We start from the raw sequence: 13380 nt of genomic DNA, 5'->3' as shown, positions 1-13380 counted from the left end.
ACCTGCGGACAATCATGATGGAACACGATGCTGAGGCTGGCTGGTTGCGGCCTCTTATTGCTGACAGACTTACCCCCTTTCTGGAAATTGATGCAGCGCGACTGCTAAACAATCTCCAGCAGATGCAACAAAAAGCCGAGGCGGCTGGTGTTGCGCTACGGCCTCATATCAAAACCCATAAAAGTGTCTGGATCGCCCGGCAACAACGCGCTCTTGGCGCTCGCGGCATTACGGTTTCCAAACCGAGCGAAGGGGTGGCCTTTATTTTAGGCGGAGAGCGTGACCTGCTGCTGGCTTACCCGATTGTGTACGCCGAGACCCTGACAGAGTTGCTGCAGGTCGCGGCGGAGAATCAGGCACGGATTACCTGCATTGCCGATAGCCTGAGTGGCGTGGCGGCAATTGCTGCGGCGCACCAGCAGCAGCCGTCTGCTGATCTGGCTATCGCCATCAAAGTGGATGTTGGATTGCATCGCGTGGGGGTTGATCCTCATAGTGATGCCGCTCTGACACTGGCCGCAGCCATCACCGATGCACATCTGCCGTTTGCCGGACTGGTTTCCCACGCTGGCCACGCCTACGGTGCCGGTCATCCGGCTGCCATCGGTGAGGTCGCCCTGGAGGAAATCGCGCTGATGCGTGATGTTCAGCAACGTCTGATTGCTGCGGGGTTTGCTCCCTGTCCTGTCTCCGTCGGCTCTACCCCTACGGCTCTGGCAGCCCCGGTGGCGCCAGGGACGGATGAAATCCGTCCGGGAAACTATGCGCTGCTCGATCTGACGGCATGGCGTTTAGGGTTGTGTTCACCGGATGCACTGGCATTAAGCGTGGTCACCCGTGTTGTGGCGGTAAACCCGCATTACGCCATTATTGATGCCGGATCCAAGATGCTCAGTTCAGATAAAGGCCCACATGGCACCAATGCCAGCGGCTTCGGTATTGCGGTTGATGAACAGGGTAACCAGTTTGAGGTGGTGAAACTGTCGGAGGAACATGGATTCCTGCAATTCGGCCAACAGGCTCCGTCACCCGGCACGCTATTACGCATCTTCCCCAACCATAGCTGCGCCGTGGTTGCGCAGTCCGACCGCTTTGTGTTGCGCCATGCTGACGGCCTGGCTGAAGTGCTGAATATAGAAGGACGCGGCAAGTTCATTTAACCGCTGCGCTTTTTCCGGAAACACCTTCTGCACCACACTTCCAGAACCGGGCCGTTTCCAGCCCGGTTTTCACATGCTTTAATGCCCCTTTGTTCGCTCAACAGGAGGTCCCATGCTGCCATCTCAGACTGTGACTCTGACCATTCCACGTAACTGGTTAGATTTATATGAAACCATCTGGAAACCTGAGTTTTTCGCGAAATGGGCGAGCGGGCTAAGTAGCAGCACGCTAACGCAGGAAGGGAATGTCTGGAAAGCCAAAGGACCGGAAGGCACGGTGAAGATTCGTTTTACACCGTATAACCCCTTTGGGGTGATGGATCACTGGATTGATACCGGCATCGGTAAAGAGATCTATATGCCTATGCGGGTGATTGCTAATGAACAGGGTGCCGAGGTGGTGATGGTGGTTTATCGCCAGCCACTGATGTCTGATGAGAAGTTTGCACAGGATGTGGCCTGGGTTAAACGTGATCTGGATAACCTCCTTCACTTATTAACCCATTAGAATCAATAAATTATAAACGGCCACCCACTTAGGTTTAAGTTGGTCGTAATCGGCACGATTAAACAATTTTTTTACAGCAAAGCGTTTAATAGTTCCGTACTTTTTATGGCTGCCTTCCCTGCTAATCACCAGTCTGGCTAACGGTTCCACACCAGGAAAATTCCTGGTGTGGAAGCCAGCGACCTGGCCCAGCCTCGCTGATTTTTCATCATTTTTTTGAGCAGAGCAAATTGATGCTTTTAGTCGGTCAGAGCAATGACAAAAAAGACTAATAAATAATATATCGCTGCGCTTATATATACTGATGCAAAGTCTGAAACCATTTATTCCTGAGTCTCATTTATAGGAGTTTTCTTATGGTGTTAATTTAAATAAAACACGGTATAACTCCCTTACACACAGCAGCACTTAATAATAACAACAGCAGGGTAATAACATGGACCGCTCAACCTATCCTTTATTGTCAGAAAAAGAATTCGTTGAGATAGCCAGACGGATTCTGGTTGGAGAATATAATAATGAAAAAGGATTTTATTGTGATCTGGCGGATTTCCTCCTGACCGGAGGCGATACTGCCCTGACACAAAAACAATTACACACCAGGGGCATCTTTTTAAGTTCAGAACATCATTTAATTGAATGCATCATTACATGGCAATCGCTGAAAGGCATTTCAGGATTGCGCCAGGATTCGCTGCATTGATGAAATCTGTGCTCTGGCCTTGCTGCCCGAGCGACCCTCAATTTGCACTGGTACATGTACCATAACGAGCAGATTATGACGATACGAGAAAGAAGCCTGACCGGCCCAACCAAGTGGTCAATATTGTCATCAATTAAAATTGTCGGTATTGGTGTATTACAACTGTCCCTTCTGGCACAAATACTACAGGCAAATGAATTAAATTTACTTGCGATCGCTATCGCTTGTTTATTGGTTATTGATACGTTATCCGATCGTGGATTTGGTAACTCAGCCATCAGAAACCAGAATTTAAGCGAAAGCGATCTCTCCGTATTATATTGGGGCAATGTATTATTCGGATTGTTAATTTTCGCCGTACTGTTTATTGGTAGTGATATTTTTAGCCGCATGATGAACCAACCTGAGTTGGCAGTTATGTTGGAAATGATATCGGTAATTTTTATCATTATTCCCCAGGGGCAACATTATCGCGCCATATTACAACGGGAAAAACAATTCTCACGGATTGCGTTTACGGAAACATCATCGGTGCTGGTGGGTTTGGGCGTGACGCTGTTTACCGTCTGGCTGACACCCTCTGTGCTGTGCGCCATCTGGGGCTACCTGGCGATGGTTTCAATCCGCATGCTGGTCTACTGCTACTACGGCCGCTCCTGGTTTCAGCCAGAGTACCGTTTTAGCCTGAAAAGCTTCGCCGATGTGCGAGCAAGAAACGGATAATAAAAACAAGTCTGTATGGTGGGCTCTGGGCATCTGAGAAGATGCGTTCGCGTGCTGCTAGCCAGCACGCTTTTTTCTTTTCTCTCTGCCACCACTTTTCCTCATAACCACTCAGGCAAAGGCCGACAATCACCATTCCCCCTGCTTCAGAATTCGAAATTCGCATCATTTTTTATAATGCGAATATGAAACCACCTCTCATCTAACCCCAAAAAATAAGCCCAATCACGCTACCATTATCAAATAAGCTAATCCGATGAGGCTGTTTTAGAAAATCTCAGTGGTCTACACTCTGGGAAATCTTTAGCCTTGCCGCCAATCATCTGGAGTGCTCTATGCTGTTAACCGTTCTCTACATTATTGGTATCACCGCCGAAGCGATGACCGGCGCGCTGGCGGCGGGCAGGCGAAAAATGGACCTGTTTGGTGTCATTATTATCGCCTCCGTCACAGCCATCGGTGGCGGTTCAGTACGCGATATCCTGCTCGGCCATTATCCGCTGGGTTGGGTCAAGGATCCCGAATACATCATGATTGTGGCCGCTGCTGCCGTGGTGACGACGGTGGTGGCCCCACTGATGAATCACCTGCGTAAAGCTTTTCTGGTACTGGATGCACTGGGCCTGGTGGTCTTTTCCATCATTGGTGCTCAGGTGGCGCTGGACGGCGGCCATGCCGCGGTAATTGCCGCCATCAGCGCGGTGATTACCGGAGTATTTGGCGGCGTACTGCGCGATATGTTCTGCAACCGCATTCCGCTGGTGTTCCAGAAAGAGCTGTATGCCGGTATCGCGTTCGCTTCTGGCTGGCTCTATATCCTGCTGCTGAAAACCTCACTGGCGAATGAGGTGGTGGTGATCATCACCCTGTTGTTTGGTTTTATCGCTCGCCTGCTGGCGCTGCGTTTCCGTCTCGGCTTGCCCATTTTCAACTACCCCCACCCCGATCATTGACGCACCTGCGGGGATGTCCTGTTGCTGCAGGAAAGTAATGAGTTGCTGCAGGTGTTGATCCTGTAGCATCGCCACCAGCCGCTGTGCCAGAGTGCTGCCTATACCTGGTAATTGTTGCCAGCTCTCAGCCGTTCGCTCCTGTAACTGCTGCCACTGACTGTCGGGCATAGCCTGCAATGCCGCACGGGGTATCGGTAAACCCAGTGCAATCACCCATCTGCGCAGAGGTTGATGTCGCGTCAGATTAAAACGGTGCCAGATTTGCTGTGCGCGTGCCGCTGAAATCCCCGCCACCTGAGAAATTTGTTCTGGCGTGAGGTCCAGCCAGGAAAACAGATGCGTGATAGTTCCACTGTCCATCAGACGTTGCCAGCTGCTGCGATGTACACCATGAATATTCAATACAGATTTCTCGCCGAGCCAGCTCAGACGCGAAAGGAATTGCGCACGGCAGGATGTATTCAATGTCAGACATGTAAGTTGGTTAAACTACCCGCTTTGCGGCGCTGGCGGATACTCACGCTGCGCCACGCGCCATATCACTCGTTCGATACGTGGAATACCCAACCCGGCGAGAGTCAGTGTGACCTGATCTCCTGCAATCACATCCAGCTCGCGCCAGCGTCGCAGCGACCCGAGATTGACCCGGCGTACGGTTTTATCATCCAGCTGTACCGGGATAAGGTTTAGTACTACCGCGATTTTCCCGGTACGTCCGACGTTGAACTCCACGGAGCGGACTTCACTACTGACCTCTGCAGGTTGATACTTCCACGCCGCAGACCAGTCCCCCATCCCAGGTTGCCAGTCTCGCCCCCTGCGGCCAGGTGACTGGTGGATCACAATACCATCCGTCACGAACGGCAACGCCCCGTGAAACCAGCGGTCACGCCAGCTTTCGACATCGTCCTCATCATGGACAGGTTCGCTCCAGCGCTGCGACAGACCAAATCCCCAGCGCGATAATTGCGTCAGCCGTTCCTCCATGGTTGCCGGGCCATCCGGCCAGGCCCAGACAAAAACACCCAGCTGAGCCAGTAGCGGACTTGTTTCGCGACGCATCATCGCGCCCGCAACCTGCGCACGGGCATTTCTGCCGCCGTCACGCGCCTGTTGATGATCGTTCATTTGCAGGAACAATTCCCCCTGCAGCACTACCTCTTCCTGCGTCGTGTTGATGTGTTGAGGAATGGCCGGAATCTGTGTGGCCTTCTCATGCCAGTCTTCACCTCGCCAGCCATCTCCCCGGCTCACCATCGATACCAACTGTCCCTGCCGATAAACCAGGGTGATAGCCACACCATCAACCTTTGGTTGCACCCACAGATCGGACTTACCCTGCATCCAGTCAACAACGGCTCGCTTGTCACGCAGTTTGCGTAAGCCGGTGTGCGCCACCTGATGCTGCGTACTGCCATCCGTTGTGGGGTGGGCAACATAAGCGTCCTGAGAGGATGTGAAACAGTGCTGCCAGCTCTGTAATCGTTGCTGCAAACTGTCGTAATCGGCATCACTGACCAGATTTTGTCCCTGCCGGTAATACGCATCATCCCAGTGGCGCAATTGGGTTTGTAACCGGGACATCTCCTGCCCGGCACGCACCGGCGACCAGCCGGGGCAAACCGCCTGAGCCGACAATCCCGCGCTGAATAGCCACAACAACCAGACGCTGTATCCTTTCATTTTTGCTCTCCTTTTTTCGCCATTGGAGAGCATGACGCGTTTGCCTGCCAGCGCTGAAAACGGATTATGGAGGTGACACTCCGCCGTTTTTTTATCCGCTTACAGCGATGAACAATAGTCCTGGTGCCGTCTCACAAAAAAGAAATGCGCCAGACGCAGCGGCAAACGCTGCGTGGCAGGCGTAAGCCGTGTATACTGTGCAGGAAATCGACTCCGCTCTTTACTCAATTCAAGATAACCATGGCTCAAGGCACGCTCTATATTGTTTCCGCCCCCAGCGGTGCGGGTAAATCCAGCCTGATTCAGGCGCTGTTAAAGACACAGCCGTTGTACGATACGCAAGTGTCTGTTTCCCATACCACCCGTGGCGTGCGTCCCGGTGAAGCTCATGGTGAACATTACTTTTTCGTATCGAAACCGGAATTTGAAGCCATGATTGCCGAGGATGCCTTCCTTGAGCATGCGGAAGTATTTGGCAACTATTACGGCACCTCACGCGCCGCCATTGAGCGAGTGCTGGCAACCGGTGTTGACGTGTTTCTCGATATCGACTGGCAGGGTGCACAGCAAATCCGCAAGAAAATGCCTGCTGCACGCAGCATTTTTGTGTTGCCCCCCTCAACCGAGGAACTGGATCGCCGCCTGCGTGGCCGCGGCCAGGATAGCGAAGAGGTTATTGCCCGCCGTATGGCACAGGCCGTGGCTGAAATGAGCCACTATGCCGAATACGATTATTTAATTGTGAATGATGATTTCGATCTGGCGCTGTCCGATCTGAAAACCATTATTCGCGCAGAACGTCTGCGTATGAGTCGCCAGAAATCGCGACATGATGCTTTAATCAGCAAACTATTGGCAGTCTGAATTCACTTTCAGTATTATGCCCAGTCATTTCTTCATCTGTGGAGTAGCACACCTATGGCACGCGTAACCGTTCAGGACGCAGTAGAGAAAATTGGTAACCGTTTTGACCTGGTGTTGGTCGCTGCACGTCGTGCACGTCAGATGCAGGTAGGCGGCAAAGATCCGCTTGTTCCGGAAGAGAACGATAAATCCACCGTTATCGCCCTGCGCGAAATCGAAGAAGGCCTGATCACTAACCAGATTCTGGATGTCCGTGATCGTCAGGAACAGCAAGAGCAGGAAGCCGCTGAGTTACAAGCCGTTACCGCTATCGCTGAAGGTCGTCGTTAACAGCACTCTGCAGGTCAACCTTGTATCTGTTTGAAAGCCTCAATCAACTGATTGAAAAATACTTGCCCGAGGAGCAGATCAAGCGCCTCAGGCAAGCTTATCTTGTCGCACGTGATGCTCACGAGGGACAAACTCGTTCCAGCGGTGAGCCTTATATCACCCATCCTGTTGCCGTTGCCTGCATTCTGGCCGAGATGAAACTCGACCACGAAACGTTGATGGCGGCATTACTGCACGATGTTATCGAAGATACCCCTGCCACTTACCAGGATATGGAACAGCTGTTTGGCAAAAGCGTTGCCGAGCTGGTGGAAGGCGTATCAAAACTCGATAAGCTGAAGTTCCGCGACAAGAAAGAAGCCCAGGCTGAAAACTTCCGCAAAATGATCATGGCAATGGTGCAGGATATCCGCGTCATTCTGATCAAACTGGCTGACCGCACCCACAATATGCGCACGCTCGGCGCACTGCGACCGGATAAACGCCGTCGTATTGCCCGGGAAACCCTCGAAATTTATAGCCCTCTGGCCCACCGTCTCGGTATTCATCATCTGAAAACTGAGCTGGAGGAGTTGGGTTTTGAAGCGTTGCACCCGAACCGCTATCGGGTCATCAAAGAGGTGGTTAAAGCGGCGCGTGGTAACCGTAAAGAGATGATTCAGAAGATCCTTTCTGAAATCGATGGCCGTCTGCAGGAGGCGGGGATTCCCTGTCGCGTCAGTGGTCGTGAGAAACATCTCTATTCGATTTACCGCAAAATGCACCTGAAAGAGCAGCGATTTCACTCGATCATGGATATTTACGCCTTCCGCGTTATCGTGAAAGATTTAGATACCTGTTATCGCGTGCTCGGTCAGATGCACAGTCTGTACAAACCGCGTCCTGGACGCGTCAAAGATTACATCGCAATCCCCAAGGCTAACGGCTATCAATCGTTACATACTTCAATGATTGGCCCGCACGGCGTGCCGGTTGAGGTACAAATCCGTACGGAAGATATGGATCAGATGGCGGAAATGGGGGTTGCTGCACACTGGGCCTATAAACAGGCCGGTGAAAGTGGCACCACCGCGCAGGTGCGTGCTCAGCGCTGGCTGCAAAGCTTGCTGGAGCTGCAACAGAGCGCGGGAAGCTCCTTCGAATTTATTGAAAGCGTGAAATCGGATCTCTTCCCGGATGAGATCTATGTATTTACGCCCGAAGGTCGCATTGTCGAATTGCCGGCAGGTGCGACACCGGTCGACTTTGCCTATGCCGTGCATACCGATATCGGCCATGCCTGCGTCGGCGCACGTGTTGACCGTCAGCCATACCCGCTGTCACAAGCGCTGACCAGCGGCCAGACTGTCGAAATCATTACTGCGCCAGGCGCTCGCCCTAATGCGGCCTGGCTCAATTTTGTCGTCAGCTCCAAAGCCCGTGCCAAGATTCGTCAGTTGCTGAAAAACCTCAAGCGTGAGGATTCAGTCAACCTGGGTCGCCGCCTGCTCAGCCACGCGCTGGGAGGCAGCCGCAAACTGGCCGAAATTCCTGCGGAGAATATTCAGCAGGAACTGGAGCGTATGAAGCTGACCAGCTTCGATGATTTGCTGGCGGAAATTGGCCTCGGTAACGCCATGAGCGTCGTTGTGGCGAAAAATCTGCTGCAATCGGGTGCCGAACCGGTCAGCAACAGTAAACGTAAGAAGCTGCCGATTAAAGGCGCTGACGGCGTGCTGATCACCTTCGCGAAATGCTGCCGCCCGATTCCTGGCGATCCGATCGTCGCACACGTCAGTCCGGGTAAAGGACTGGTGGTGCATCACGAATCCTGCCGTAATATTCGCGGTTACCAGAAAGAACCGGAGAAATTCATGCCGGTTGAATGGGATAAAGTGACCGATCAGGAATTTGTCGCCGAAATTAAGGTGGATATGTTCAACCATCAAGGCGCGCTGGCTAACCTGACTGCGGCGATCAACACTGCCGGTTCCAACATTCAAAGCCTCAATACCGAAGAACGAGACGGTCGCGTGTATAGCGCCTTTATCCGCCTGACCGCACAGGATCGCGTCCATCTGGCTAACATTATGCGTAAAATCCGCGTAATGCCGGATGTGATTAAAGTTCACCGAAACCGTAATTAGTGCATGAACGCTCAACGTTTTGCTCGTATTCGCGAGATGCTGGCCCTGCGCCAGCACGATCTCACCGTCTGCATGGAACAGGTGCATAAGCCACACAACGTCTCGGCGGTGATCCGTACCGCCGATGCCGTGGGTATCCATGAAGTGCATGCGGTCTGGCCCAGCGTGCGTATGCGTACCATGGTGTCAGCTTCCGCAGGCAGCAACAGCTGGGTGAAGGTGAAAACTCACCGTAACATCGCCGAAGCGGTCTCTCATCTTAAAGAACAAAAAATGCAGGTGCTGGCGACCAATCTGTCCGCCAAAGCGGTAGATTTTCGCGAGATCGATTACACGCTACCTACCTGTATTCTGATGGGTCAGGAAAAAACCGGTATCACCGCAGAAGCCCTGGCGCTGGCCGATCAGGACATCATTATCCCGATGGTCGGCATGGTGCAGTCGCTAAACGTATCGGTGGCTTCAGCGTTGATTCTGTATGAAGCACAGCGTCAACGGCAAAATGCCGGGATGTACCAGCGTACTTATAGTTTGCTGGATGAAGAGGAACAGCAGCGTTTGCTGTTTGAAGGTGGCTATCCGGTGCTGGCGCGCGTGGCAAAGCAAAAAAGATTGCCCTATCCGCATATCAACGATGCAGGCGAAGTCGAAGCCGATGCAGAGTGGTGGGCGACCATGCAAGCGACGGGTAAAAAATGAAAGGCCGTCTGCTGGATGCCATCCCGCTCAGTACCCTGACCGGCGTCGGCGCCAGCCAGGCGGCGAAACTGGCCAAAATTGGCCTGTTTACCATCCAGGATCTGTTGCTACACCTGCCTCTGCGTTACGAAGATCGTACCCAACTCTACCGTATTAATGACCTGCTGCCGGGCATCTGGGCCACGGTGGAAGGTGAAGTGCTGCACAGCGAGATCACCTTTGGCCGTCGTCGTATGCTGGTGTGCCAAATCAGTGATGGCAGCGGCGTGCTGACCATGCGCTTCTTCAATTTCAACGCCGGGATGAAAAACAGCCTGGCACCGGGCCGCCGCGTCACGGCTTATGGTGAGATCAAACGGGGTCAGCGCGGCGCGGAGATTATCCATCCCGAATATCGCATCCAGGGTGAACACAGCGGCGTGGAATTGCAGGAAACCCTGACGCCGGTTTATCCCACCACCGAAGGCATTCGCCAGGCGACACTGCGCAATCTGACCGACCAGGCGTTAACGTTGCTGGAAAGCTGCCCCATTGCCGAGTTACTGCCGCCGGAACTCAGTGGTGGACTCATCAGTCTGCCAGATGCCTTGCGCACGCTACATCGCCCACCGCCGGATTTGCGTCTGAGCGAGCTGGAAACGGGGCGTCATCCTGCACAACGTCGTCTGATTCTGGAAGAATTGCTGGCACATAACCTCAGCATGCTGGCGGTGCGCGCTGGCGCGCAACGTCATCACGCGCTGCCGCTACCCGCCAATCATCAACTGGTGGACAAGCTGCTTGCCGCACTCCCCTTCTCCCCAACCGGTGCGCAGCAGAGGGTGGTGGCAGAAATTGAACGCGATCTGGCCCACGATTTCCCGATGATGCGTCTGGTACAGGGCGATGTTGGATCGGGTAAAACCCTGGTCGCAGCACTGGCAGCGCTGAATGTGATCGCTTATGGCAAGCAGGTGGCGCTGATGGCACCCACCGAGTTGCTGGCTGAGCAACACGCCAATAACTTCCGCCAGTGGTTTGCGCCACTGGGTATTGAAGTGGGCTGGCTGGCGGGCAAGCAAAAAGGCAAGGCGCGACAGGCGCAGCAGGAGGCGATTGCCAGCGGCCAGGTAGCCATGGTGGTGGGTACACATGCGCTGTTTCAGGAGCAGGTCCAGTTCAGCGGCATGGCGTTGGTGATCATTGATGAACAACACCGCTTTGGCGTCCACCAGCGTCTGGCGCTGTGGGAAAAAGGCGAGGAGCAGGGTTTTCATCCGCACCAGCTGATCATGACCGCCACCCCCATTCCGCGCACCCTGGCAATGACAGCCTATGCCGATCTCGACACGTCAACGATTGACGAACTGCCACCAGGCCGTACGCCGGTCACCACTGTCGCCATTCCGGACAGCCGTCGTAGTGAGATCATCGAACGCGTTCAGAGCGCCTGCCATGAAGGCCGACAGGCGTATTGGGTTTGTACGCTGATTGAAGAGTCCGATCTGCTGGAAGCGCAGGCTGCTGAAGCCACCTGGCAGGAGCTGAAAGTCGCGCTGCCAGGCTTGCAGGTTGGTCTGGTTCATGGCCGCATGAAACCGGCTGAGAAGCAGGCCGTGATGCAGGCGTTCAAAGCCAATGAGATCCAGTTGCTGGTGGCCACAACGGTGATTGAAGTTGGGGTGGATGTCCCTAATGCCAGCCTGATGATTATCGAAAACCCGGAACGCCTCGGTCTGGCACAGCTGCACCAGCTACGCGGACGTGTCGGGCGTGGTGCTGTCGCCTCCCATTGCGTGCTGCTGTACAAAGCACCGCTTAGCAAAACGGCACAGAAGCGTTTGCAGGTGCTGCGTGACAGCAACGATGGTTTCGTGATCGCCCAGCATGACCTGGAGATTCGCGGCCCCGGCGAACTGCTCGGCACACGGCAAACCGGTAATGCCGAATTCAAAGTGGCCGACTTACTGCGCGATCAAAGCATGATCCCCGAAGTTCAGCGCGTAGCACGTCATATCCACCAGCATTATCCTGAGCAGGCTCAGGCACTGATTGAACGCTGGCTGCCGGAAACCGAGCGCTACAGCAACGCTTAACCCGCATTTTTGCCACGGTCCAGCGTGGTGAAATCGGCAACGAACTTGCTCAACAATCGCGCCAGTTCAGCACGTTCATCGTCCTGCCATGCCTGAAACACATCACCGTAAATTTTCGCACGCGCCGCATCGATTTTATCGGTCATCGCTTTCCCTGCTGCCGTGATGGCCGCTTCATTCACACGCTTGTCTTTTGCGCTTTTCTGCCGCTGTGCCAGTCCGATCTCCTCAAGCTTCGCCACCTGACGGCTTACCGTGGTGTAGTCACGGCCAACCCGATCAGCCAGTTCCACCACACCAATCGGACCGAAGCGACCAATCTGAACCAGTAACGGGAACAACGCCCTATCCAACTGAATATTTGATTCTTTTATTAATAATTCATCGCGTTGCGGGCGATTGAAGGTGCCAACAATTGTCAGCAGCGCATTATGCAGATCATCGAAGGCTGCACTATTATGTGTATTTTGCACACTTTCCATTGACGTCATCCCGAAGCAGATATAATGTGTGCATAATACACATATATTCCGATTAACTGAAGGTGAAAACATGAAAGCAGCCATTGTTTCTGCGGCGGGTGAACTGCCGGTATACGGTGATTTTCCTGAACCTCAGGCTGATGAAAACCAGGTTGTGGTGACAGTCAAAGCCGCCGCGATCAGCCAGCTGGCCAAATCGCGTGCCGCAGGAACTCACTACAGCTCAGCCATGCAGTATCCCTTTATCACCGGTATTGATGGTACCGGTTACCTCAGCAATGGTGACCCGGTCTATTTTCTCGCGTTTAATGCCCCCTGGGGCAGCATGGCAGAAAGAACGCAGGTGCCAGCCGGAAGTATCATCCCGCTACAGGAGACCCTGGATACGGTGCTGGCCGCAGCTCTCGCCAACCCGGGTATGTCTTCCTGGGCCGCCTTAACGCGTCGGGCGCAGCTTGCTCAGGGTGAGACGGTGCTGATCAACGGGGCGACAGGAACCTCAGGCGGACTGGCGGTGCGTATTGCTCGCCATTTGGGAGCCGGAAAAATCATCGCCACCGGACGCAACCGTGAAGTGCTGGAACAGCTGCGCGCCCAGGGAGCGGATATCACCCTGACGCTGGATTCATTACCAGCAGCATTGCCAGCACTGATGGCAGAGGGCATTGATGTGGTGCTGGATTATCTGTGGGGCCAGAGCGCACTCGATATCATGCAGGCGGCCGTTGCCGGTGGTGAGAAGGTGGTGCGTTTTGTGCAGATTGGCTCGTTGAGCGGTCAGGAGATCCCACTGCATAGCAAATTACTGCGTTCATCAGGGCTGACTCTGATGGGGAGCGGCCTTGGCAGCGTGTCCGACTCAGAACTGGTGGCCTGTATCGGCGAGTTGCTGGCCGCAGCCGCGCAGAGCGATTTCTCCATTCCATTCCAGATGCGCCCGTTGAGTGAAGTGCACGACGCATGGCGTGAAGATGACAGCCGCTGCCGCACGGTATTTACCCTCTGACGATCGGGAAGTGAAAAGGGGCATTGCAAACGTTTGCTTTCATTCTGCATCGGTTTAAAATCGCCCCT

General features: G+C 53.8%; 12 protein-coding genes and 1 pseudogene. 11 read left to right on the top strand and 2 right to left on the bottom strand.

What is annotated here, in order from left to right; translation table 11 throughout:
- Positions 1-17 precede the first annotated feature (17 nt).
- The 5 genes from RCF31_RS13285 (at position 18) to RCF31_RS13265 (ending at position 4047) form a co-directional block, all read left to right on the top strand.
- Positions 18-1160, top strand: coding sequence for an alanine racemase (locus RCF31_RS13285; protein WP_416413257.1), 1143 nt, complete (start codon positions 18-20; stop codon positions 1158-1160).
- A 112-nt stretch (positions 1161-1272) separates the two neighbouring features.
- Positions 1273-1668 carry a polyketide cyclase gene (locus RCF31_RS13280; protein ID WP_084878002.1) on the top strand — a complete coding sequence of 132 codons (396 nt, stop codon included), beginning with the start codon at positions 1273-1275 and terminating at the stop codon, positions 1666-1668.
- Between the two features lie 436 nt (positions 1669-2104).
- Positions 2105-2371, top strand: a complete 267-nt coding sequence (locus tag RCF31_RS13275) for a hypothetical protein (RefSeq protein ID WP_299449102.1) — start codon at positions 2105-2107, stop codon at positions 2369-2371.
- Positions 2372-2446: 75 nt separating this feature from the next.
- On the top strand, positions 2447-3094 hold the full coding sequence (locus tag RCF31_RS13270; protein ID WP_416410934.1) for an oligosaccharide flippase family protein: 648 nt from the start codon (positions 2447-2449) through the stop codon (positions 3092-3094).
- A 335-nt stretch (positions 3095-3429) separates the two neighbouring features.
- A complete protein-coding gene (locus RCF31_RS13265; RefSeq protein WP_416410932.1) occupies positions 3430-4047 on the top strand; it encodes a trimeric intracellular cation channel family protein in 618 nt (205 codons plus the stop codon).
- On the opposite strand, the pseudogene ligB reads toward RCF31_RS13265, so the two are convergent.
- Positions 3928-5730 (bottom strand): annotated as a pseudogene (ligB, locus tag RCF31_RS13260) (NAD-dependent DNA ligase LigB). The gene RCF31_RS13265 and the pseudogene ligB overlap by 120 nt on opposite strands.
- Positions 5731-5970: 240 nt before the next feature.
- Here ligB and gmk point away from each other — a divergent pair.
- From gmk to recG, 5 genes are read left to right on the top strand one after another with little or no spacing between them, the layout of a single operon-like run.
- Positions 5971-6594: a guanylate kinase gene (gene gmk, locus RCF31_RS13255; RefSeq protein ID WP_084878013.1), complete on the top strand. Its 624-nt coding sequence runs from the start codon at positions 5971-5973 to the stop codon at positions 6592-6594.
- A 54-nt stretch (positions 6595-6648) separates the two neighbouring features.
- Positions 6649-6924, top strand: a complete 276-nt coding sequence (rpoZ, locus tag RCF31_RS13250; protein ID WP_016191359.1) for a DNA-directed RNA polymerase subunit omega — start codon at positions 6649-6651, stop codon at positions 6922-6924.
- A gap of 20 nt (positions 6925-6944) precedes the next feature.
- Positions 6945-9050 carry a bifunctional GTP diphosphokinase/guanosine-3',5'-bis pyrophosphate 3'-pyrophosphohydrolase gene (gene spoT, locus RCF31_RS13245; protein WP_299449114.1) on the top strand — a complete coding sequence of 702 codons (2106 nt, stop codon included), beginning with the start codon at positions 6945-6947 and terminating at the stop codon, positions 9048-9050.
- Positions 9051-9053: 3 nt separating this feature from the next.
- Positions 9054-9749 (top strand): tRNA (guanosine(18)-2'-O)-methyltransferase TrmH, encoded by a 696-nt coding sequence (gene trmH, locus RCF31_RS13240; RefSeq protein ID WP_084878018.1) that lies wholly within the window; start codon positions 9054-9056, stop codon positions 9747-9749.
- Positions 9746-11824, top strand: a complete 2079-nt coding sequence (recG, locus tag RCF31_RS13235; RefSeq protein ID WP_416410928.1) for an ATP-dependent DNA helicase RecG — start codon at positions 9746-9748, stop codon at positions 11822-11824. The genes trmH and recG overlap by 4 nt, the downstream gene beginning before the upstream one ends.
- Here recG and RCF31_RS13230 read toward each other — a convergent pair.
- Positions 11821-12306, bottom strand: coding sequence for a MarR family winged helix-turn-helix transcriptional regulator (locus tag RCF31_RS13230; protein WP_299449120.1), 486 nt, complete (start codon positions 12304-12306; stop codon positions 11821-11823). The genes recG and RCF31_RS13230 overlap by 4 nt on opposite strands.
- Before the next feature lie 70 nt (positions 12307-12376).
- On the opposite strand from RCF31_RS13230, the gene RCF31_RS13225 reads away from it, so the two are divergent.
- Entirely contained in the window at positions 12377-13312 is a 936-nt protein-coding gene (locus tag RCF31_RS13225) for a quinone oxidoreductase family protein (RefSeq protein WP_416410926.1), read from the top strand.
- Positions 13313-13380 lie beyond the last annotated feature (68 nt).

This window comes from Pantoea sp. App145 (assembly GCF_047947045.1).
In the GTDB taxonomy this organism is placed as follows: Bacteria; Pseudomonadota; Gammaproteobacteria; order Enterobacterales; family Enterobacteriaceae; genus Pantoea.
This window is presented reverse-complemented; position numbering and strand designations above follow the sequence as displayed.